This window comes from Pseudomonas pharyngis, from assembly GCF_021602345.1.
GTDB lineage: Bacteria > Pseudomonadota > Gammaproteobacteria > Pseudomonadales > Pseudomonadaceae > Aquipseudomonas > Aquipseudomonas pharyngis.
On record NZ_BQID01000004.1, the window covers coordinates 242,801 to 262,740 of the forward strand.

Here is a 19,940-nt window from a genome sequence, read left to right on the forward strand (position 1 = left end):
AATTGAATCAGGTGTTGGTCTTCACCCGGGTCCAGAGCCGTGTCGTCAGCCGGGCAATCGCCGCCGGCAGCTCTTCCACGGTAAACAACTTGTCCATCACCGCTTTCGGCGGATAGATCGCCAGATCCTGTTTCACCGCCGGCGTCAGAAACTCATCGGCCGCCGCGTTGGGGTTGGCGTAGTGAATGCTGTTGCTGATATTGGCGATCACCTTCGGCTCAAGTAGGTAGTTCATGTAGGCGTAGCCGTTCTTTTCGTGGGGCGCGCTTTTCGGCATGACCACCATGTCGAACCACAGCGTCGTGCCTTCGTCGGGAATCGAATAGGCGATGTCGATACCGTTCTTCGCCTCCCGGGCACTGGCAGCCGCCTGCGCCACATCACCGTTGAAGCCGATCACCGCGCAGACGTTCCCGTTGGCCAGATCGCTGATGTACTTAGACGCATGGAAGTACTGTACGTACGGGCGAATCTTGAACAATGCCGCCTCGGCCTTTTTGTAATCCGCCGGTTCGTGGCTGTGCGGCGGCAAGCCCAGATAATTGAGGGTGATCGGCAACACTTGAGTCGGGTTGTCGATGATCGCTACACCGCACTGGCTCAACTTCTTGATGTTGTCCTCTTCGAAAAACAGCTTCCACGAACGCGTGACATCGGTGTTGCCGAAGATCGCCTTGATCTTCTCGACGTTGTAGCCGATGCCGGCGGTGCCCCACATGTACGGATAACCGTATTGATTGCCCGGATCGTTGACTTCGAGTTTCTGCATCAACTGCGGATCGAGATTCTTCCAGTTCGGCAGTTGCGACTTGTCGAGTTTCTGAATGGCGCCCGCCTTGATCAGCCGCGACAGAAAGTGATTCGACGGGCTGACCACGTCGTAACCGGTATTACCGGTCATCAACTTCGATTCCAGCACTTCGTTGCTGTCGTGGATGTCGTAAGTGGCCTTGATGCCGGTGTCTTTGGTGAAATTCGCCAAGGTGTCGTCGGCGATGTAACTGCTCCAGTTGGAGATGTTGACGGTTTCATCGGCCAGGGTGAACCCGGAACCGGTGGCAAGCAAGACCGCCAGGGAAAGTGTGTGGACGCGCATGTTCTGTCACCTGAATTGAGTGGCTTTTGTTCTTGTGGGATGTGCGAATTTTCAGATTTCTGTTCTGGCCCTGACCGCCTCCACACGCATGCGCAGCATGGCACCGATGTCGAAGAAAGGTCGCGGCGGCAGCCAGCCGGGCTCGGCCCGTTGCCTCACCGACTGCAGCAGTGGCGAGTCGACGCCGGATGCCATTTCCGCCAGCAGCCGCCCCCACAGGGTTCCGCGCGCCACGCCTGAGCCGTTGCAACCGGCAACGGCAAACACGCCCTCTTCCACCTGGTCGAAATACGCCTGACCGCTGCGTGTCGCGCTCAAATGGCCGGTCCAGGTGTACTGGACGTCGTGCTCGCCGAGGAACGGAAAGCGCCGCTGCAAACCCCGGACATGGTGTTGCCGACGCAGCGCAAGCTCGCTGTTGGAGAGGTCCCGCGTACGATATTCGGCGGTGTTGCGGATCATCACTCGGCGATCCGGCGTCAGCCGAACCGTGGCGCCCAGCGGACGAGTCGACAGCACGCCCCACGGTTCGACCGAACCGATGGCGGCGAACTCCTGATCCGTAAGCGGGCGCGTCAGGCTGGCGCTCAGCTCCATCGGGAACGTGGCGCTGTCATCGATGCCGACCCGTGGAATGAATGCGTTCAGGCAGATCAGTACTTTTCCTGCCTCGATGCTGCCATCAAGTGAATTGGCCCGAATCCGTCCCTGACTCAAGCGCTCGAGCCCCGTGATGTCGGTGTTTTCGTACACGCTGACATTGTCCGGGAGTGCATCGAGCAAACCCTTCACGTATTTGGCCGGTTGCAGTAACGCGTTGCCGTTGCCGCACCAGATCGCTGCCTGATAGTGACGGGTACCGAGTTTGCGGCTCAGTTCTTCGCCTTGCAGAAACTCCGCGCGGGCACCGAGCACACGCAGCGTGGCCAGTTTGGCGTCTACCTGATTGAGCTTGGCCGGATCGTTGACCGCAAAGAAATAGCCGCTGTCGCGCAAGTCGCAATCGATGGAGTGACGGGCAATCCGTTGTCGGACTTCTTCATTGGCAGCGCGGGAAATCATCGTGTCGACTTCAAATCCGGCAAAGCCCTGTCCGCCGATCAATTCGCTGTCCGCCGGATGTTCATGGGCGACGACAAAACCCGAGTTGCGCGCCGAAGCGCCCTGCGCCGCCCGCTGTCGATCAACCACGATAATCCGTGCCTGCGGGTGCATCTCGGCCAGATTATGGGCAGCGCTGAGGCCGGTAATCCCGGCGCCGATCACCAGCCAGTCGGCCTTTTGCGCGCCGTTCAGGCGATCACGCTCCGCAGGGTTTGCGGTTTGCGCGATCCAGCCACAGACATTTTCCATGCATCACCTCATTCGACGGTCGTTCGGCAGCTTGTCTTCTTGCCAGAGCCATGCGTGAATTGCATGTCCACGTTGTGAAGATCACCACCCGAGCTAGAATCTATAAGGTCTTAGAGCGCCTCACCAACGCTAAGAAATCATCGAGCCATTCTGAAAACGCATGGATAAAATTCGCCACGTCCCATCGCTGCAAGCCATGCAGGCGCTGGTGGAAGTCGCCAACTCCGGCAGCTTCACCCAGGCCGCGCAGAAGCTGTGCCTGACCCAAAGCGCCGTCAGCCGGCAGATCCAGCAGCTGGAAAGCCATTTCAACGTTCCGTTGTTTTTGCGCACCAGCCGCAGCCTGCGCCTGACCCCGGAAGGCGAGCAGGTTCTGGTCAGCGCACGGAGCATTTTCGATCAGCTGAAAACTCTCGAAGAACGCCTGACACTGCAGAAACGCCCGTTCCGCATTCGCATGCATGTGTCATTGGCGGTGCGCTGGCTGTTGCCGAAACTCAGCGACTTTTATCTGCGTCATCCCGAGATTTCACTGGCGATCGAAACCGTCGCCACCGAAATCGTCGAGCCGACCAGCGACAGCGACGCCTACATCCTTTACCTGCCGACCGCATCGAGCGATCCGGATTGCCTGACGCTGTTTCAGGAAACCCTGGTGCCGGCATGCGCCCCGAGCCTTGCCGATGCGCCGCGCTCAGTGGAAGAACTGCTGCGTTTCCCGCTGCTGCATCGCTCGGCGGATCGTCAGGCGTGGATCGAATGGCTGGCGGCGAACGACGGCAAACCGCTGGACGATTACCGGCACATCCCGTTCAACCTCGATGAACTGGCACTGGACGCGGCGGCGCGGGGACTGGGGGTCGCGGTGACGGACATGACGCTGGCGGCGGAATCCATCGAGCGCGGCGTACTGGTGGTGCCGTTCGGGCAACCGCTGAAAACCGGGGGGATTTACTCGTTGTGCTTGCAGCCATCGGCGGCTGCGCATCCAGCTTGTACGGTGGTGATGGGGTGGTTTGCCGGGCAGGCCGAGCGCGCGACATGAGTGCCGTCGTCACGCTGGAGCTGCCTTGCGCAGCTCCCGCACCGGATCTTCATTACTGAGAAAAGGTCTGAAGATACGCCAACAAATTATCAATCTTCTCCTCGTCACTCAGCCCCCAAAAGATCATCCGCGTCCCCGGCACCACGCCCTTCGGATCCTTCAGATACTTCGTCAGCGTTTCACGATCCCAGGTCAGGCCGGAGTTTTTCATGGCGTCGGAGTACACGTAATTCGCCGACGTCCCCGCCGGGCGGCCGATGATGCCGTTGAGTTCCGGACCGAATCCCGGCCGGGCAGATTCGCCGACTTGATGACAACCGCCGCACAGGCGCGGGAAGATTTTTGCGCCGGCCTCGGCGTCACCAGCGGCCAGAACGGGTGTGCTGAGCAGGCCAGCGTTGAGGATCAGGGCGAAAGTCAGTGCAGCGTTTTTCATCAGGGATTTCCAGGTCTTCGGCGGCGCCAAGGGTAATCCTGCGCGGTCACTTGCGCTACAGGTAGGCGCCCACGACCTGGCGGACTTTGAGCAAGGCTTGACGCAGGGCAAGCATGTCCACCGAGCCCAACGCCAGACGAATCGCGTGAGACACATGGGCGGACACGGTGAAGGGCTCGGCGGTGGTGACGGAAACCTGTTCGTGCATCAACTCGACCACGATGTGGTCGGCCCGAACATCTTCCGGCAGCGGCAGCCAAAGAAAATACGAAGAGGGATGGCCGACAGTCGGCAGGCCTTCGAGGATCTGCGCGGCCAGAACTTGCCGGGCCTGGGCGTCGCTGCGCTTTTGCGCTTCGAGCAAGGTGACGGTGCCGTCGTCGAGCCAGCCGCAGGCGATGGCGGTCATCACGCCGGGGGTGTTCCAGGTGGTCGCGCGGATGATCCGCTCCAGCGCCGCCACCCGTTCGACCGGCGCGGCGATGAAGCCGACACGCAGGCCGGTGGCGATGTTTTTCGACAGACCCGACACGTAGACCGTGCGTTCCGGTGCCAGAACCGCCAACGGAGGTGGCGGGTTATCGACCAGAAAGGCGTAGGCCGCGTCCTCGATGATTGTCAGATCATGCCGGCGGGCAATCGCGATCAAATCCTCACGTTGTTCCAGAGGCATCACCCAGCCCAGTGGATTGTGCAGGGTCGGCATGCTGTACACCGCACGCACCGGTCGTTGGCGGCAGAGTTTGTCGAGGGCCGCCAGATCGGGGCCCTGCTCATTGACTGGAATCGCCACTACTTCCAGGTGCAGCGCTTCGGCCAACACTTTGAATCCCGAATAGGTCAAGGCGTCGGCGGCAATCACATCGCCGGGTTTGAGTAGCGCCATCAACGTGACTGCCAGCCCTTGCTGCGCGCCGTTGACGATCAGCACCTGCTCGGCCTCGACACTCAAACCGCGTGTTTGCAGATGCCGCGCCACCGAGGCCCGTTCATGCTGGCGACCGGCGTGGGGCTGATAGCGCAGCAGCGCTTCAAGGTCGCCGGACAACGCCAGCTGCCGCAACGCGGTGCGCAGCAACTCGGCCTGCCCCGGCAATGACGGGTAGTTGAAGTTCAGATCGATCATGCCCACCGCGACGTCTTTCTGGTCGATGCCCTGCCCCGGCAACAACGACGTTTCCCGCACGAACGTGCCGCGCCCGGCTTCGCCGCTGACCAGGCCCATGGCCTCGAGCTCGGCGTATACGCGCGAGGCCGTGACCAGCGCCAGCCCTTCGCTGGCTGCCAATTGCCGGTGAGTCGGTAAACGCGTGCCGGGCAACAGGCGGCCGGCGCGGATGTCGGCAGCATAGGTGTCGACGAGGGTCTTGTAGCGGGAGCGCGGCATGTCGGCTTGTATCCATGACAATTTTTTGATTGTGCTGATTCTCAGCCCTAGGATCGATCCAACGCAACCCACCTCCGAGCGCCACACCCATGGAACGAACCACCCACCTCGGCACCCCGGCCCTGGAAAAAACCAGCGGCTGGATCAATGGCCTCATCGGCGTCGTGATTTTCAGCGGCTCGCTGCCCGCCACGCGGTTGGCGGTGCTGGAGTTCGACCCGGTGTTTCTCACCGTCATCCGCGCGACCATCGCCGGCGCCCTGGCGTTGTGCCTGTTGTGGCTGTTTCGCGAACGACGTCCGGCGCGGGATCAGTGGTTGTCGTTGTTGATCGTGGCGCTGGGCGTGGTCGTGGGTTTCCCGCTGTTGACGGCCCTGGCGCTGCAATACGTGACGTCGGCGCATTCGATTGTGTTTGTAGGATTGCTGCCGCTGGCGACGGCGATTTTTGGTGTGTTGCGCGGTGGCGAACGGCCGCGTCCGGTGTTCTGGATTTTTTCGGTGCTGGGCAGTTCGCTGGTGGTCGGCTTTGCGATTTCGCAAGGCCTGACCGCTTCGCCCACCGGGGATCTGCTGATGCTGGCGGCGATTCTCGCCTGCGGCCTCGGTTATGCCGAAGGCGCCAAACTGTCGCGCACCCTCGGCGGCTGGCAGGTGATTTGCTGGGCGCTGGTGTTGTCGTTGCCGGTGATGGCCGTGCTGAGCGTATGGCTGGCGCCCGCCTCGTTCAGCGGTATCAGTGTGTCGGCATGGGTTTGCCTGGCGTACGTTTCGCTGTTCAGCATGCTGATCGGATTTGTGTTCTGGTATCGCGGGCTGGCTCAGGGCGGGATTGCGGCGGTCGGGCAACTGCAATTGCTGCAGCCGTTTTTCGGCCTGGCACTGGCCGCGACCTTGCTCCATGAGCATGTCAGCGTGGGCATGCTGGTGGTTACGCTGGGGGTGATCCTGTGCGTGGCCGGGGCGAAGAAATTCGCCAAATAGTCCTCAGCTCGCGCCGGATTTCCATTCTCGCGGACTGAGCCCGGTCTTGCGCCGAAATGCCCGGGCCAGCGCCGAGGGACTTTCATAGCCGACCTCTTCGGCGATCAGGGCGATCGGTCGTCCCTCGCGCAGGCGTTTCTGCGCGAGGCTGATCCGCCAGTTCACCAGATAATCCACCGGCGTCTGCCCCACCACCCGCCGGAAGTGGTCGGCGAAACCGGCGCGGGACAGGTTGGCGGCGCTCGCCAGTTCGGCGACGCTCCAGGCCTTGGCCGGCTGGTCGTGCATCAGGTTCAAGGCGCGGGAAATCTTCGGATCGGCCAGCCCCGCCATCATGCCGGGCTGCTGGTTGCGACTGCTGATGAGGTGGCGCAGCAACAGGATCACCAGCAACTCGACCAACCGATCCATCACCGCTTCGCGCCCGCAGTGGCCGTCGAAAGCTTCCTTGAACAGCCACTCCAGGGTGTTGGCCATTTCCGGAAGGTCGGCGAGTTTCAGCACCAGATAATCCGGCAGCGCTGCTGCCAAAGCATTGCCAGCGCCGCCGTCGAAGGTCAGCGAAGCACACACCAGTTGCGTGCCCATGGCTTCGTTGGCGAACAAGCGATGGGCCATGGGGCGCGGGAAAAAGATCAGGGTCGGTTCTTTGAGCGAGATTTCAGGATCATTTCCCGGTTTGAGCAACAGCTCTCCCGCCTGGAGCAAATGCACATGCCCGCACACCTGATCGCCGCCGTAGGCGCTCAACCCGCAGAACGTGCCGCTGTGAAAGGTGCCGGCATTGACGCCGAAATGGCTGAGCAACGTAGAAAGGCGATCCATGACTGATTCTCGCAAGGACAGGTTTGGACGATCTGTCGCATATCCTCGACGATTTGCACCCAAAGCACCAGCCGCGCTCAATAACATGACCTCCATCCCCGGTGCACTTCGCACCGGACTTTCGGAGAATCACCATGAGCCGCATCGCCCCTCTCAGCCTCGAAACCGCCACCGACGCCACTCGCCCGACACTTGAAGGCGTGCAGAAAAAAATCGGTTTCCTGCCCAACCTGTTCAAGACCCTGGCCGTCGCACCTGTCGCGCTGGATGCCTACGTGCAAATCTCGGCAACCCTGGGCAAGACATCCCTGAGTGCCAAGGAAAAAGAGGCGGTGTACCTGGCCACCTCGCAAGTCAACGGTTGCGACTATTGCCTGGCGGCGCACACCCTGTTCGCCAGCAAGGCCGGGCTGGCAGCAGAAGAAATCATCGAAGCGCGTCATGGCCGGCTCAATGCCTTCGCCACCCTCGCCCAACAACTGACCGAGACTCGTGGCCAATTGAACGATGAGCAGATCGCCGCCGCCCGCGCTGCCGGCATCGACGACAAGAAGATCATCGAAGTGATCGCCCTCGTCGCTGTGCAAACTCTCACTAACTACCTGAACAACGCGGCGCTGACCGACATCGATTTCCCGGCAATCGATGCCTGATCAGTGACCGGGGTCGATCTCAGTCGTGATCGACCCCGGCGCGTTTCAGCAATTTCTTGCAGCGCTCGGACAGGTGAAACACCTGCAACTGCTTGCCCGCCTTGGCGTAGCGTTCGCGAAGGGTTTTCAGCGCAGCGATGGCCGAGTAATCGACAAAGCTCAGGTGCCGACAATCCAGCGTCACCCGTTGCGGGTCACTGGCCGGGTCGAACTGATTGAGAAACGGCGTGGTCGAGGCAAAAAACAGCGTGCCGTGCAGGCGATAGAGTTTGCTGCCGTCCGCTTCCAGATGCTCATCGGCGTACAGCTCGCGCGCTTGCTGCCAGGCAAAATTCAGCGCCGCGATAATGATCCCGCACAGCACGGCCGTGGCCAGATCGGTGAACACGGTGATGGTCGTTACCGCGATGATCACCAGCACATCGTTGAGCGGCACTTTGTTCAGTACCCGCAACGAAGCCCAGGCAAACGTCTGCTGCGACACCACGAACATCACCCCCACCAGCGCCGCCAGCGGAATCCGCTCGATCAGCGGCGACAGAAACAGAATGAACAGCAGAATCAACACACCCGCCACTACGCCGGACAAACGCCCGCGCCCGCCGGAACTGAGGTTGATCACGGTCTGGCCGATCATCGCGCAACCGCCCATGCCGCCGAATGCACCGGAGACCACGTTTGCCGCCCCCAGCGCCACGCATTCGCGATCCGGGTAGCCACGGGTTTCAGTGATTTCGTCGGTGAGGTTGAGGGTCAGCAGGGTTTCCAGCAAACCGACCAGCGCCATCAGAATCGCGTAAGGCGCGATGATGCGCAGTGTGTCGAGATTCCACGGGATGTCCGGCAGCGCAAATTTCGGCAGGCCGCCGGCGATGTGCGCCATGTCGCCGAGGGTGCGGGTCGGCAGGCCAAGCAGATAAACCAGCAAGCCTACGCCGAGGATCGCCACCAGCGCCGGCGGCACCGCGCGGGTCAGGCGCGGCAGGATGTAGACGATGGCCATGGTCAGCAGCACCAGCCCGGTCATCAGGTACAACGGCGTGCCGCTGAGCCACTGTTCACCGCTCTTGAAATGCTCCAGTTGCGCCAGCGCGATGATGATCGCCAGGCCGTTGACGAACCCCAGCATCACCGGGTGCGGCACCATGCGCACCAGTTTGCCCAGCCGCAACAGCCCGAACGCCATCATGATCAAGCCGCCGAGCAACACCGTCGCCAACAGGTACTGCACGCCGTGCTGCACCACCAGCGCGACGATCACCACCGCCATCGAACCCGCCGCCCCGGAGACCATGCCCGGCCGGCCACCGAACAGCGCGGTCAGCGTGCAAATGATGAAGGCGCCGTACAGGCCCATCAGCGGATTGAGGTGAGCCACCAGCGCAAATGCAATGCATTCGGGCAACAGGGCAAACGAGGTGGTGAGTCCGGCCAGGACATCGGCGCGCAGACGAATCGGTTTCATGGCTTACCTGACAGAGCGGCCGACGGGCGCGGCCGCATGCATTGGCGCAAAAGAGCGCCGCGGAAAAAGAGGGTTGCGGATGTTACGCAAATGCACCGGCGTGGGCCAGTCATCGCTGACAACCGTCGGCACGCGCTTTATGCTGGCGCGCAGTTTTTGCCAGTGGAGCCTCGGATGCCGAGCGAATTGACCAGCCGCGAAGTGTGCCAGCGCTTGCGCGATGCCGCGCTGGGCGTGTGTGCCTTGCGGGTGATGGACGCGCGAGCGGATCGGGTTGCGGTCGACATCGAAGGCTGGCGCTTGCAACTGGACTTCGACGGCCAGCGCCTGCATCACTGCGCTGATTGTCTGTGCCCGGACGGTCGCGAATGGATGCTCGACACCCGGCAGCGCTTCGGCACCGATCCGGTCAGTCTGTTGAGTACCTGGGAACTAGCGCAGATCGAGGGCTTGTTGCGGCAACGTGAATGAGGGATGGCATTCAGAGTTGCCCAATGATGGCACTCTGCCCATAATTCGCCCCCCTCTTCTACGCGCAAGGAACTGCCGTGAAAAAATCGCTGTTGTTGATCCCGCTGTTTGCTCTGCTCCTGCAAGGCTGTGGCATGACCATGGCCCGTTACGAGCCAAGCTTCGACAATGTTCAGAAGCTCAAGCAGACCCCGCCGCTGCACGCGATCAGCAATCCACAGGTGACCGCTGAATCGGGCGAAGGCTCGTTGATGGTCCGCGCCAACCCGATCAAATCGCCGACCGGCAGCATCCCGGCGCACATCCAGGACGCGATCACCGAAGAACTGCGCAAGGCTGGTCTGCTTGATCCGCAGGCGACGCGTCATCTGCAAGTGCTGGTGGTGAAGAACCAGCTGAACGCCGGCATGGGTACCGGTGACGGCACCATCGCTGCACGCTTCACCCTGCGCAATGGCAACGACGTGGTGTACGACGCAACCAAAGATGTCAGCCATCAGTGGAACAGCAGCTTTTTCGGCTTTATCGCGATCCCCAACGCGACCAACGCCTACAACCCGATGCTGCAGGACTTGCTGAAGAATCTGTACAGCGATCCACAGTTCATTCAGGCCCTGAAGTAAAGGCCAAAAAAAAGAGCCGCGATTGCGGCTCTTTTTTTGCCCACTCGCTGGAGTGAGTCAGATACCCGAATACTTCGGACGGTTGCTGTCGGCCCATTCCTTGAGCAACGCATTGACCTGCCGAGTGAATGTATCGGTCACCGCCGCTTTCGGCGTATTGAACGCCAGCGGGAGGAACCAGATGCCCATCCAGGTGCCGACCGCGTCATGGTTGCTGGCGGTAGACAACGGCTGGCCTTGCTGATCGAGGGTTTCCAGGCTCATGGTGTACTGGTCGGTGGCATAGGCTGGAATGATCGTCATGCTCAGACCACTGATGAACGCCAGCACCAGCTGACCGCCATTCGGCGGATGGTTGTACATTTTCAGACGCAGGCTGTAGTCACCTGGCTGCTTCTCGAACTGGTCGAAGGTCACACGACCGAACAAACCGGAATCCTTCAGGACGGTCTGCAATTGCGGTTTGAGCATGTCCCGAGCTTGTGGCATTTCCACGGCGGAAGCGCTTTTCGGCTCGCCCTGGTAAAAGTCGAAATCGACATAGATGTTTGGCTTGTTGGCATAGCTGGCCATCGATGGCAGCGTGACCGGAGCCACTTCGTCCTGGGTGAAACTGGCACAGCCGCCCAGCGCGAGCACCAGACCCAGCGCCAGGATTTTCCCGAATTGCATGATGTCTTCCCTAAAAGTGATATCAAAGAGCCTCCATTGCGGAGCGCCGGGGGCGGATTCTAGTGATCGTCTACGTTCGGGGAAAGATCTGATTCGGGAAAACCCTGAAAAAGAGTGCGCCGGCTCAGCTTTGGCGCAAATCGAGGGTGTACGTGTAATAGCCCATATCGCGCACCCAACCGAGTGATTCGTACAAACCCTGTGCGCTGAAATTATCGGTGGCGGTTTCCAGCACCAGTCCCTTGGCGCCGGTTTCGACGGCGGAGTCGCGGGCGGTGTTCATTAATAGCCGCCCCACTCCACAGCCACGGGCGGCCGGCGTGGTGAACAGGTCACTGAGCAGCCAGGTGCGATGGGCATCAATCGAGGAAAACGTCGGGTACAGCTGCACAAATCCCAGCGCCTCACCGCCTTCATCCTCAGCCAGAAAAATCGCCGATTCATTGCCGACCATGCGCTCGGCGATGAAGGTCCGTGATTGCTCGAGATTCGATGGCTGGCCGTAAAAGCCGCGATAGGCGTCGAACAGCTTCGCCACTGCGTCAAGGTGAATCGTCGTGGCGCGCAGTGCCTGAAGTGTCATTGTGATTTTCCTGATGTGACTGAAATTGAAACCAGCATAGCGCTGAGGAACGAGTTCGCTGGCCTAATCGCTATATAGTTTTGTATATTGCGATCCCGAAATGGCCAGACCCTCCATGCCATCCATGAGCAGTATCCGCGAACGCAACCAGCAACTGATCCTGGCCGCCGCCAGTGAAGAATTCGCCGCCAACGGCTTCGACGCGACCCAGACCCGCGACATCGCCGCCCGCGCCGGTGTGCCCAAGGCCAATCTCTATTACTACTTCCAGAGCAAAGAAAACCTCTACGGCAAAGTGCTGCTCGGCTTCGTCGAACCGTTGCTGGAAGCTTCGGCGGTGCTGCGCGAAAGCGACGATCCGCTGCTCGGCCTGCGCGCCTACGTCGCCGCCCGCATCCGCATCGCCCGCGAGCATCCGGCGATCGCCAAGGTTTTCAGCTGTGAGTTGCTGCTCGGTGGCCGCCAGCTGCCCGACGAATGCCGCGACCTGCTGCACGGTGAGGCACGGCGGAATGTCGAGTGCCTGCGCAGCTGGATCGACCGCGGTCTGCTGGCGCCGGTCGATCCCGAGCATTTGATGTTGTTCATCTGGTCGGCGACGCGCACCTACACCAACATTGGCTGGCAGATGGGGCGCATCACCGGGCGGGAGGTGCCGCAGGATGAGGATTATGCGGTGGCGGCGCAGACGATTACGCGGCTGGTGTTGAGCGGTGCGGTGTCCGAGCCGGTGAGTGATGTTCGCAGGTTGATGTTTGCGACCTGATTTCAGGCAGTGGCAGTATGCCCTCCCACCCTCATCGTCATTTAAGGAGCAGCTCGTGGCCGCTTCGGATATTCACCTGTCGGACAGCTCTGACAGAGAACTCTTCACGCGCATTGCCGAGGAACTCCAACAGACACTGAACGGAACCTGGACGACCCAGGCCAGCGGGCTGGACCAGTATTACTGGGATCTGGCGGTCGATGGTCAGGTGATCACCCTGCACCTGGAGCATTATCTGGGGATCATGTTGTTGGTGGAGGACGCGGATCCGCAGTGGGTGGCGTCGGAACGGTTTCAGACCGTGGTGCGGCGGCTACAAATGGCGTGATCCGCATGCGTCATTGTGGGAGCGAGCTTGCTCGCGATGAGGGCAACACATTCAACATCATCGGTGGCCGAACGAATGCCATCGCGAGCAAGCTCGCTCCCACAAAGACTGCAGCAACCATCAGAACGTGATCTGCTCCGCCGGCCTTACATCGATCCGCGCCACGGAGCCGGTGAGGTGCGCCCAGTCCTTGTTGTGTTCGGCGATGATGTCTTCGGCGCTCATGTTGCCGTTGTCGACCGTCGTATGGGCGTCGGCCGCCAGCTCCACGTCGTAGCCCAACTGGTGGGCTTGACGCACGGTGGCGTTGACGCAGTAATCGGTTTGCATGCCGCAGATCACCAGGCGGTCGAAGTCTTCCCGGGGGATCAGTTTCTGCAGATTGGTCTGGTAGAACGAGTCGTTGGCAGTCTTGTCGACGCGCAGATCGCCAGGTGCAGTGTTCAGGCCTTCAGCCAATTGCCAGCCTTCGGCACCGTGGGCGAACGGGCTGTCCTTTTCGTTGTGCTGGATCAGCACCACCGGCACACCCGACTGGCGCGCACGGGCGCTGAGGCCGTTGATGGTGTCGATTACCCGTTTGGCGTCGTGGCACTCGTATTCGCCCGCGCACAGGGCGCGCTGGACATCGATGATCAGCAATGCGGTGGTCATGGTGAGCCTTCCTTGATCGGTCCTTGGATAGGGGCGGACCTGTGCCCGCCCCCTTTTTACTCCGCTCAGTAACCCAATGACAACCCGGTGTTGCGCCGTGGATCGTTGGCGCCGTAGAAGCGGTTCTTGCCGACCGGTTTGCCACCCAGCGACGGTGCGCCGACCAGAATCGCAGCGATGTGGTTGGCGTCCTGCGGACCCGCGAACTTGTGGCCCCAGCTCTCGAGAATCTTCTTCGTGTCGGGGCTGGCGGCGAAGTCTTCGAGGTTGGTTTCCTCCGGCATCCACTGCTGGTGGAAACGTGGCGCATCGACCGCTTCCTGCAGGCCCATGCCGTAGTCGATGACGTTGAGCATGGTCAGCAACGTCGCGGTAATGATGCGACTGCCACCCGGCGTACCGACCACCATCACCACTTTGCCGTCCTTGGTGACGATAGTCGGGCTCATCGAGGACAGCGGCGCCTTGCCCGGAGCAATGGCGTTGGCCTCACCCTGCACCAGGCCGTACATGTTCGGTACGCCGACCTTGGAAGTGAAGTCGTCCATTTCATCGTTGAGGATCACCCCGGTCTTGCTCGCCATCACGCCTGCGCCGAACCAGTCGTTGAGGGTGTAGGTGACCGAGACCGCGTTGCCCCACTTGTCGACGATCGAATAGTGCGTGGTGTTGCTGCCTTCATGGGGCGCGACGCCGGGTTTGAGTTCTGCCGACACACCGGCCTTCTGCGGCTGGATCGCGTTGCGCAGCTTGGTCGCGTAGTTCTTGTCCAGCAGGTGCTCGATCGGGTTCTTCACGAAATCCGGGTCGCCCAGATAACTGTTGCGATCCACGTATGCGTGGCGCATCGCCTCGATCTGATAGTGCATGCCCTGGGCCGAATGAAAGCCCAGATCCTTCATCGGATAGCCTTCGAGGATGTTCATAATCTGGCAGATCACGACGCCACCGGAGCTTGGCGGCGGAGCCGAGACAACGTGATAACCGCGATAGTCGCACTCCACCGGGGCCAGTTCACGGGTCTTGTATTTGTCGAGGTCGGCCTGGGTGATGATGCCCTTGTTGGCCTGACTGGAGGTGACGATGGCGTCGGCCACCCAGCCTTTGTAGAAGCCGTCGGCGCCTTTTTCGGAAATGGTGCGCAGGGTTTTGCCCAGGTCCTTCTGCACCAGTTTCTGCCCGACCTGCATCGGCTCGCCGTTGCTCAGAAAGATCGCGCCGGAATCCTTGATGTCTTTCTTGAACACGTCCGTGGCGTACTCCAAAAGCTCGACGTCGCCCTGTTCCAGTTCAAACCCGTCTTCGGCCAGTTTGATGGCGGGAGCGATCATTTCCTTGCGCGGTTTGGTGCCGTACTTGCTCAGCGCCAGCTCCATGCCGGACACGGTGCCTGGAACGCCGACCGCAAGGTGGCCACGGGTGCTCAGATCAGGGATGACGTTGCCGTCCTTGTCGAGGTACATGTTGGCCGTCGCGGCCAGCGGGGCTTTTTCCCGGAAGTCGAGGAAGGTCTTGCGTCCGTCCGCCAGTTGAATGGTCATGAAACCACCGCCACCGAGGTTGCCCGCCGCCGGGTAAACCACTGCCAGTGCATAACCCACGGCGACCGCCGCATCCACCGCGTTGCCACCACTTTTCAGCACGTCGACACCCACGTGAGTGGCCAGGTGCTGGGCGGTGACCACCATGCCGTTTTCGGCGGCCACCGGGGCAACCGAAGCCGCATGGGCCATGAGGCAGCTGAGCGCCAATGAGGTCGCAATCAGTGATTTGGCAAAAGGTTCGTACTTCATGAGTCGGTCTCTTCTTTTTATAAGGTAGGAAAGCGCTTCAAGAGCATCAGCCAGTATGGTCGCGATTGCGGTTTGCGCCTCCCCGATCCGGCAGTATGCTGGGCGCAGTTTCCGCCCCGTCCCGGAGTTTTGCCCATGGCCTACACGTTCATCACCCTGCCCTCGCCTGTCGGCGAGTTGAAGCTGGTCGCGAACGGATCACGTCTGGCCGCCATCCTCTGGGAAAACGACAAACCGAACCGGGTGCGCCTGGGGCTGATGAGCGAGGCACCGGACAATCCGCTGTTGATGAAAACCGCGCGACAGCTGGAAGAATATTTTGCAGGAACGCGAAACGCGTTCGATCTGGAGCTGGACTTTGCCGGCACCGAATTCCAGAAAAAGGTCTGGGCCGCGTTGCTGACCATTCCGTTTGGCGAAACCCGCACCTACAGCCAGATTGCCGAACAGATCGGCCACCCGAGTGCGGTGCGTGCCGTCGGCGCGGCGAACGGGCGCAATCCGATTTCGATCATTGCGCCGTGCCATCGAGTCATCGGTGCCTCAGGAAAACTGACCGGTTTTGCCGGAGGCCTGGAAGCCAAGGAGCGTCTGCTGACCCTGGAGGGTGGCCAGTGGTCGAACATTGGTAAAACCGGTGACTTGTTTTAACTGCCAAACAGGTTATTCATCGCCGCGTATTGCAGCAGCATGATGGTCTTGGCATCGCAGATCTCACCTCGCTGGAATGCCGCCAGCGCGTCGTCGAAACCCCACTCCAGCACTTCCAGTTCTTCGGTCTCTTCTTCCAGACCGCCCCCTTCACTGACCTTTGACGAGGCATCGTACTCGGCGATGAAAAAGTGCAATTTCTCGGTCACCGAGCCGGGGCTCATGTAGGCCTCGAACACCTTCTTCACGTCATGCACGCGGTAACCGGTTTCTTCCTCGGCCTCGTCGCGGATGCGCTGCTCCGGCGCCGCGCCTTCAAGCAGTCCGGCCGCCACTTCAATCAGCAAACCGTCGTGACCGTTGACGAACACCGGCAGACGAAACTGCCGGGTCAGCACCACGGTGCGTTGCTCGCGGTTGAACAGCAGGATCGCCGCGCCATTGCCACGGTCGTAGACCTCGCGCGTCTGGCGCTGCCAGTCCCCGTTGTTGCGGTGATAGTCGAAGGTGATTTTCTTCAGCAGATACCAGTCGTGGGACAACACCTGGGTATCGACGATGTTGACCCTCTCGGTTGTGTTGGACATGACGCCTGATCCTTTTTTGTCATCGGAAGATGGCCATGGTAGGTGAAATGTTGCGAACCGCCGACGAAAAAAAGCCCGGCAGCGCTACCGGGCTTTTCGTTCAATGACTACTGATGAGCGACGCTCACCGTTTCGGCATCAGCGCCCTGCACCGCAGACGGCGCCCCGTGAATCAGTGGTCCATAACGCCGACTGAATTCCCAGTTGTACGGCACGCGATCCTTGCTGGTGCCGTTGTCCCAGTTCACCGACCAGGTCATCAGGCCCTTGATCGGATGCCCTTTGACCGCCAGGCGTTTCATCGCGTTGCCGACCACGGTCTTGTCGATCACGTAACCGGTGGCGGCGGCATCGACGTTGGACGGCAGGCCGATGACGAACTTGTCCGCCGGGATCTTCGTGAAGCCGCGAGTGCCGGTGACCAGGCTCTCGGTCAGGTAATAGAGGAAATCCTCTTTCATCGCGTCGTTGTTCTGGGCGATCCACGCTCCGCTGCCGTTATTGGCTTCCGGCACCCAGACCCCGTCGCCACCCTGGTTGTAGAACTGCGGAGCGATGAAGTCGTAATAGCCTTCCAGTGCCTGCAGATATCCGACGTATTTGCCGGAGGCGGTCAAGTACGGAAATTCCGGCGCCATGCTGATGATGAAATGCTTGCCTTGGCCTGCGTAGTGATCCTTGACCAGTTTCAGCGCGGCAGGCAGGACGGTCTTGTTGGCAGCGAAATCAATCGCGCTCTGCTCAAGATCGATGTCCAGGCCGTCGAAACCGTAGGTTTCCACCAGACGGATGATTTCATTGGCCAGCGGTTGCTCCTGACCGGCGCGCAACTCGATGTGCGCATCGGCACCGCCCAGGGAAATCAGCACGGCCCGCCCCTGACTGTTGAGCACGCCGACCTGACGGCGAAACTCGGCATCGGAGACGTTGAACGGCTTGAAGGTCGGAATCCCGCTGCCCTTCATGAAGGCCACCGCGACCACGTTGTATTCCTTCGGGACGTTTTCCAGGGTGATGTTGGCGAACTGGCCGCGCTGGTAACCATCGCTCGGGCCGGCCGGCCAGTTGTGCCAGAAACCCATGAGGATCTTCTTGCCGGCAAGGCTCGGCATCAGCGATGCCGCATCGCTGGCCTGGTTATTCAATAGGGTGAAGTCAATGTTTGACATGTTCTAATCCTTCAGAACGTGTGGGTGGACGTTGCGGACTTATTTGAAGTCCACATCGAAGGCCTGATAGAAGGCGTTGCCGGTGTTGGCGACGATCCACATCAGAACGATGACGTGATGCCCCTGCTTGTTGCCCGGCAGTTGCACCGTGTGGGTGACCTTGGCTTTCAATTCCGCCGCATGACTGTAGTACGGCACTTGCGGATAGAAATCCTCGGCAAACGGTTGCGCTTCCAATTGCGCTCGGGTGATGCGTTGTTTCGGGTCCCAGCCATCTCTGGTGATCAGCCAGCGGTAACCGCGAGTGGTGTGCGGCGCGGTGTATTCCCATTTGACCTCAAGGGTCTGGCCGGGAGTGACATTGAGCAGTGGCCAGGAGAACGGGCGCCCGAGTTTCTTGCTCATTTCTTCTGCGGTGAAGTTCACACAGTCACGTGCGTCGTTCTTGCCGCCACTGAGAATATAGCCGTCAGCGGGCGGTACGACGCTCGGGTTGTCGCTTTCGAACGGCGCGGGGAACGGACCAGCCGCGAGTGCCGGGAAGTTCTTGCCGCCCTCCATTTCATTGACCTGCCAGCCACCGAGCAATCCTTGCTCGATGGCCACCGCGCCGCGGCTTGCAGGGGAAATGACGCGACCGTGTCGCAGTTGGGTTTGAGCTTGTGGTTGGTTCATGTTTTTCACTCCGTTGATTTAAGAACTCTCCAGTCCGAGGAGAGGCCTTCAAGCTAACGGAGGGGGATTTTTTGTCCATCGGCGGTTTTGTCGCAGTCGGCCTCGGCGAAACTTCAAAAATGCCGAAAACACTGTATATAAACACAGCTCGCTGCGACGACGCTCACTCAACGCATGGCAAAAAGACTACACCGCGTCATTACAAACACCTGCGTTCACCGGTTCAGGGAAGCTGCGCTCTGAACTCCTTTTCATACTGCCCGGCGAGCTGTTCCTTTTGCTTGTCGTCGAGCAGCTTGCCGGCCATCTGGAAGAATTTCTGCTCTTCCTCCTGCAAGTGGTGATGGACCTTATCCGCGAGCTTTTTTGCCATCGCCAGCCAGGCCGGGCTGGACATGTCGGTCTCGTCGAGCTCTTCCATCATCTCGTCCATTTCATGGTGTTCGGCAATGGCATGGCGACTGAGGTCGACACCCTTGTCGATCTCCATCAACGGAATATAGAAATGGCGCTCTTCGGCGGTTTCGTGGGCCTGAAGCTCAGCTTTCAGCTGTTTGTAGGCCTCAACCCTTTCCGGGGTGTCACCGCTGGTCTTGATCAACGATTTCGCGTAGGTCCGCTGACGATCGTGGCTTTCACGCAGGGCTTCGAAAATGTTCATGGAATCTCCCAGGCAAACGCGTACCGGATGGACGCCCTGAAGGGCTAGACCGCGGCGCAGGAGCGACGGTTCCAAGCGATTGCTTCAATCGGCTGTGGCGCGATAGGCTGCCGATTCATTACTACAAGGAAGACAACATGACGTTGCGGATCGAGCTGTCGCAGGACCCCACCGAAGAACAGCGCGCGGCCATCCTGGCGCCGCTGCGTGCCTACAACATTGCCAAGGCCGGGCCGTCGCTGTACGAACCGGTCGCGCTGCTGGTGCGCGACGACAACGACGCGATCCTCGGTGGCCTCTATGGGCACACGTTCTATCGATGGCTGTTTATCGAGTTGCTGGCGGTGCCGGAACAAGGCCGGGGACAGGGCATCGGCTCGAAGCTGATGAACATGGTCGAGGAGTTTGCACGGGAAAAGGACTGCGTTGGGATTTGGCTCGATACCTTTGATTTTCAGGCGCCCGGGTTCTACAAAAAACTGGGTTATAGCGAATGTGGCGAGATTGTGGATTATCCGCTGGGGCACAAGCGGCATTTCTTCCAGAAACGCTTGATTGATTGATTTCAGCGACCCTCGCCCGCAGGCTGGTGAGGGTCGCAAAATCAACGCATCCAGCCGCCCGTTACAGACAGGTCGCCAGCGCCGCCAAGCGGCGCTTGGCCACAAAATCATCCTTCTGCGCGTAGTAATTCAATACGGTACCGGACGCATCCGTGGTCAAGTCGACAAACGACTCCGCCGAGCGCGTATAGACCGTGGAACCGCCCTTCTTGCCCGGTTGCAGATACGCCGCCGCGTCCACGCCGAACACCGCTTCGTCCTGCCAGGCAAATTGCACGCACTGGGCCACGACTTTTTCGGGTTTGTCCGAATTCAGGGTCTTGTAAGGGGTTTGCGTGCGGGCGTCTTCCATCGCCGAACCCGCGCAACCGGCCAGCAGGGCTGCCGCCAGTGCCACCATCAGCATTCGCATTGCATTCGCTCATTCGGAAAAAACCGGACTGTACCACCGCAACGCCAAAAATCGTTCTGCTTTACTGCATTTAGAGCGCGACACATGCC

23 protein-coding genes and 1 pseudogene are annotated in these 19,940 nt (G+C 60.4%); 9 read left to right on the plus strand and 15 right to left on the minus strand.

Translation table 11 applies throughout. From position 1 onward, the window contains the following. Positions 1–7 precede the first annotated feature (7 nt). Together L6D74_RS10960 and L6D74_RS10965 are read right to left on the minus strand one after the other, a co-directional pair. Positions 8–1,096: a polyamine ABC transporter substrate-binding protein gene (locus tag L6D74_RS10960; protein WP_236189160.1), complete on the minus strand. Its 1,089-nt coding sequence runs from the start codon at positions 1,094–1,096 to the stop codon at positions 8–10. 51 nt (positions 1,097–1,147) lie between these two features. Continuing rightward, the gene (locus tag L6D74_RS10965; RefSeq protein ID WP_236189162.1) at positions 1,148–2,449 is read right to left on the minus strand and encodes an NAD(P)/FAD-dependent oxidoreductase; all 1,302 of its coding nucleotides are present in this window, start codon (positions 2,447–2,449) and stop codon (positions 1,148–1,150) included. Between the two features lie 160 nt (positions 2,450–2,609). On the opposite strand from L6D74_RS10965, the gene L6D74_RS10970 reads away from it, so the two are divergent. Continuing rightward, entirely contained in the window at positions 2,610–3,494 is an 885-nt protein-coding gene (locus L6D74_RS10970; RefSeq protein ID WP_236189164.1) for a LysR family transcriptional regulator, read from the plus strand. A gap of 52 nt (positions 3,495–3,546) precedes the next feature. Here L6D74_RS10970 and L6D74_RS10975 read toward each other — a convergent pair whose 3' ends face one another. Together L6D74_RS10975 and L6D74_RS10980 are read right to left on the minus strand one after the other, a co-directional pair. Further along, positions 3,547–3,930, minus strand: a complete 384-nt coding sequence (locus L6D74_RS10975) for a c-type cytochrome (RefSeq protein ID WP_103385921.1) — start codon at positions 3,928–3,930, stop codon at positions 3,547–3,549. Between the two features lie 55 nt (positions 3,931–3,985). Beyond that, entirely contained in the window at positions 3,986–5,317 is a 1,332-nt protein-coding gene (locus L6D74_RS10980; protein ID WP_236189165.1) for an aminotransferase-like domain-containing protein, read from the minus strand. Positions 5,318–5,406: 89 nt separating this feature from the next. Here L6D74_RS10980 and L6D74_RS10985 point away from each other — a divergent pair, with 89 nt between their 5' ends. Then, positions 5,407–6,300, plus strand: a complete 894-nt coding sequence (locus tag L6D74_RS10985; protein WP_236189167.1) for a DMT family transporter — start codon at positions 5,407–5,409, stop codon at positions 6,298–6,300. 3 nt (positions 6,301–6,303) lie between these two features. On the opposite strand, the gene L6D74_RS10990 is transcribed toward L6D74_RS10985, so the two are convergent. Further along, on the minus strand, positions 6,304–7,125 hold the full coding sequence (locus L6D74_RS10990) for a cupin domain-containing protein (protein WP_236189169.1): 822 nt from the start codon (positions 7,123–7,125) through the stop codon (positions 6,304–6,306). Positions 7,126–7,259: 134 nt separating this feature from the next. Between L6D74_RS10990 and L6D74_RS10995 the strand changes: the two genes are divergently transcribed. After that, positions 7,260–7,778, plus strand: a complete 519-nt coding sequence (locus tag L6D74_RS10995; protein WP_236189171.1) for a carboxymuconolactone decarboxylase family protein — start codon at positions 7,260–7,262, stop codon at positions 7,776–7,778. A 19-nt stretch (positions 7,779–7,797) separates the two neighbouring features. Here the strand turns inward: L6D74_RS10995 and L6D74_RS11000 are convergent, their stop codons facing one another. Continuing rightward, positions 7,798–9,243 (minus strand): SulP family inorganic anion transporter, encoded by a 1,446-nt coding sequence (locus L6D74_RS11000; RefSeq protein WP_039767363.1) that lies wholly within the window; start codon positions 9,241–9,243, stop codon positions 7,798–7,800. A gap of 174 nt (positions 9,244–9,417) precedes the next feature. Here L6D74_RS11000 and L6D74_RS11005 point away from each other — a divergent pair, with 174 nt between their 5' ends. Together L6D74_RS11005 and L6D74_RS11010 are read left to right on the plus strand one after the other, a co-directional pair. Further along, positions 9,418–9,714 (plus strand): DUF7693 family protein, encoded by a 297-nt coding sequence (locus tag L6D74_RS11005; protein ID WP_236189173.1) that lies wholly within the window; start codon positions 9,418–9,420, stop codon positions 9,712–9,714. Positions 9,715–9,791: 77 nt separating this feature from the next. Then, positions 9,792–10,337, plus strand: coding sequence for a hypothetical protein (locus tag L6D74_RS11010; RefSeq protein ID WP_039767367.1), 546 nt, complete (start codon positions 9,792–9,794; stop codon positions 10,335–10,337). 57 nt (positions 10,338–10,394) lie between these two features. Here the strand turns inward: L6D74_RS11010 and L6D74_RS11015 are convergent, their stop codons facing one another. Then, a complete protein-coding gene (locus tag L6D74_RS11015) occupies positions 10,395–11,009 on the minus strand; it encodes a hypothetical protein (RefSeq protein WP_074688914.1) in 615 nt (204 codons plus the stop codon). Positions 11,010–11,133: 124 nt separating this feature from the next. Continuing rightward, positions 11,134–11,592, minus strand: coding sequence for a GNAT family N-acetyltransferase (locus L6D74_RS11020; protein WP_236189174.1), 459 nt, complete (start codon positions 11,590–11,592; stop codon positions 11,134–11,136). A gap of 124 nt (positions 11,593–11,716) precedes the next feature. Between L6D74_RS11020 and L6D74_RS11025 the strand changes: the two genes are divergently transcribed. Next, positions 11,717–12,358 (plus strand): TetR/AcrR family transcriptional regulator, encoded by a 642-nt coding sequence (locus L6D74_RS11025; RefSeq protein WP_236189254.1) that lies wholly within the window; start codon positions 11,717–11,719, stop codon positions 12,356–12,358. Positions 12,359–12,413: 55 nt separating this feature from the next. Further along, positions 12,414–12,686, plus strand: a complete 273-nt coding sequence (locus tag L6D74_RS11030) for a DUF3630 family protein (RefSeq protein ID WP_085648290.1) — start codon at positions 12,414–12,416, stop codon at positions 12,684–12,686. A 120-nt stretch (positions 12,687–12,806) separates the two neighbouring features. On the opposite strand, the gene L6D74_RS11035 is transcribed toward L6D74_RS11030, so the two are convergent. Then, on the minus strand, positions 12,807–13,340 hold the full coding sequence (locus L6D74_RS11035) for a cysteine hydrolase family protein (RefSeq protein ID WP_236189175.1): 534 nt from the start codon (positions 13,338–13,340) through the stop codon (positions 12,807–12,809). Positions 13,341–13,405: 65 nt separating this feature from the next. Next, the gene (ggt, locus tag L6D74_RS11040; RefSeq protein ID WP_085746000.1) at positions 13,406–15,133 is read right to left on the minus strand and encodes a gamma-glutamyltransferase; all 1,728 of its coding nucleotides are present in this window, start codon (positions 15,131–15,133) and stop codon (positions 13,406–13,408) included. A 135-nt stretch (positions 15,134–15,268) separates the two neighbouring features. Between ggt and L6D74_RS11045 the strand changes: the two genes are divergently transcribed. Beyond that, a complete protein-coding gene (locus L6D74_RS11045; RefSeq protein ID WP_236189176.1) occupies positions 15,269–15,784 on the plus strand; it encodes a methylated-DNA--[protein]-cysteine S-methyltransferase in 516 nt (171 codons plus the stop codon). On the opposite strand, the gene L6D74_RS11050 is transcribed toward L6D74_RS11045, so the two are convergent. The 4 genes and pseudogenes from L6D74_RS11050 to L6D74_RS11065 form a co-directional block, all read right to left on the minus strand. Then, positions 15,781–16,371, minus strand: a complete 591-nt coding sequence (locus L6D74_RS11050; protein WP_236189177.1) for an NUDIX domain-containing protein — start codon at positions 16,369–16,371, stop codon at positions 15,781–15,783. The two genes, L6D74_RS11045 and L6D74_RS11050, sit on opposite strands and share 4 nt — an antisense overlap. 143 nt (positions 16,372–16,514) lie before the next feature. Beyond that, positions 16,515–17,540 (minus strand): annotated as a pseudogene (locus tag L6D74_RS11055) (chitinase); the annotation flags it as partial. 39 nt (positions 17,541–17,579) lie between these two features. Further along, positions 17,580–18,215 carry a lytic polysaccharide monooxygenase auxiliary activity family 9 protein gene (locus L6D74_RS11060; RefSeq protein ID WP_039767385.1) on the minus strand — a complete coding sequence of 212 codons (636 nt, stop codon included), beginning with the start codon at positions 18,213–18,215 and terminating at the stop codon, positions 17,580–17,582. Positions 18,216–18,438: 223 nt separating this feature from the next. Further along, positions 18,439–18,876 (minus strand): hemerythrin domain-containing protein, encoded by a 438-nt coding sequence (locus tag L6D74_RS11065; protein ID WP_039767386.1) that lies wholly within the window; start codon positions 18,874–18,876, stop codon positions 18,439–18,441. Between the two features lie 137 nt (positions 18,877–19,013). Here L6D74_RS11065 and L6D74_RS11070 point away from each other — a divergent pair, with 137 nt between their 5' ends. After that, entirely contained in the window at positions 19,014–19,439 is a 426-nt protein-coding gene (locus L6D74_RS11070; protein WP_074688926.1) for a GNAT family N-acetyltransferase, read from the plus strand. 61 nt (positions 19,440–19,500) lie between these two features. On the opposite strand, the gene L6D74_RS11075 is transcribed toward L6D74_RS11070, so the two are convergent. Continuing rightward, positions 19,501–19,851: a hypothetical protein gene (locus tag L6D74_RS11075; RefSeq protein WP_039767389.1), complete on the minus strand. Its 351-nt coding sequence runs from the start codon at positions 19,849–19,851 to the stop codon at positions 19,501–19,503. Positions 19,852–19,940: the final 89 nt, after the last annotated feature.

Excerpts from the sequence above, each read along its gene's own strand:
- ggt (WP_085746000.1), bottom strand. The coding sequence starts at position 15,133 with ATGAAGTACGAACCTTTTGCCAAATCACTGATTGCGACCTCATTGGCG.
- L6D74_RS11045 (WP_236189176.1), top strand. The coding sequence starts at position 15,269 with ATGGCCTACACGTTCATCACCCTGCCCTCGCCTGTCGGCGAGTTGAAG.
- L6D74_RS10985 (WP_236189167.1), top strand. The coding sequence starts at position 5,407 with ATGGAACGAACCACCCACCTCGGCACCCCGGCCCTGGAAAAAACCAGC.
- L6D74_RS11035 (WP_236189175.1), bottom strand. The coding sequence starts at position 13,340 with ATGACCACCGCATTGCTGATCATCGATGTCCAGCGCGCCCTGTGCGCG.
- L6D74_RS10975 (WP_103385921.1), bottom strand. The coding sequence starts at position 3,930 with ATGAAAAACGCTGCACTGACTTTCGCCCTGATCCTCAACGCTGGCCTG.
- L6D74_RS11005 (WP_236189173.1), top strand. The coding sequence starts at position 9,418 with ATGCCGAGCGAATTGACCAGCCGCGAAGTGTGCCAGCGCTTGCGCGAT.
- L6D74_RS11000 (WP_039767363.1), bottom strand. The coding sequence starts at position 9,243 with ATGAAACCGATTCGTCTGCGCGCCGATGTCCTGGCCGGACTCACCACC.
- L6D74_RS11070 (WP_074688926.1), top strand. The coding sequence starts at position 19,014 with ATGACGTTGCGGATCGAGCTGTCGCAGGACCCCACCGAAGAACAGCGC.
- L6D74_RS10995 (WP_236189171.1), top strand. The coding sequence starts at position 7,260 with ATGAGCCGCATCGCCCCTCTCAGCCTCGAAACCGCCACCGACGCCACT.
- L6D74_RS11050 (WP_236189177.1), bottom strand. The coding sequence starts at position 16,371 with ATGTCCAACACAACCGAGAGGGTCAACATCGTCGATACCCAGGTGTTG.
- L6D74_RS10965 (WP_236189162.1), bottom strand. The coding sequence starts at position 2,449 with ATGGAAAATGTCTGTGGCTGGATCGCGCAAACCGCAAACCCTGCGGAG.
- L6D74_RS10960 (WP_236189160.1), bottom strand. The coding sequence starts at position 1,096 with ATGCGCGTCCACACACTTTCCCTGGCGGTCTTGCTTGCCACCGGTTCC.
- L6D74_RS11020 (WP_236189174.1), bottom strand. The coding sequence starts at position 11,592 with ATGACACTTCAGGCACTGCGCGCCACGACGATTCACCTTGACGCAGTG.
- L6D74_RS11060 (WP_039767385.1), bottom strand. The coding sequence starts at position 18,215 with ATGAACCAACCACAAGCTCAAACCCAACTGCGACACGGTCGCGTCATT.
- L6D74_RS10990 (WP_236189169.1), bottom strand. The coding sequence starts at position 7,125 with ATGGATCGCCTTTCTACGTTGCTCAGCCATTTCGGCGTCAATGCCGGC.
- L6D74_RS11075 (WP_039767389.1), bottom strand. The coding sequence starts at position 19,851 with ATGCGAATGCTGATGGTGGCACTGGCGGCAGCCCTGCTGGCCGGTTGC.
- L6D74_RS11065 (WP_039767386.1), bottom strand. The coding sequence starts at position 18,876 with ATGAACATTTTCGAAGCCCTGCGTGAAAGCCACGATCGTCAGCGGACC.
- L6D74_RS10970 (WP_236189164.1), top strand. The coding sequence starts at position 2,610 with ATGGATAAAATTCGCCACGTCCCATCGCTGCAAGCCATGCAGGCGCTG.
- L6D74_RS10980 (WP_236189165.1), bottom strand. The coding sequence starts at position 5,317 with ATGCCGCGCTCCCGCTACAAGACCCTCGTCGACACCTATGCTGCCGAC.
- L6D74_RS11025 (WP_236189254.1), top strand. The coding sequence starts at position 11,717 with ATGAGCAGTATCCGCGAACGCAACCAGCAACTGATCCTGGCCGCCGCC.
- L6D74_RS11015 (WP_074688914.1), bottom strand. The coding sequence starts at position 11,009 with ATGCAATTCGGGAAAATCCTGGCGCTGGGTCTGGTGCTCGCGCTGGGC.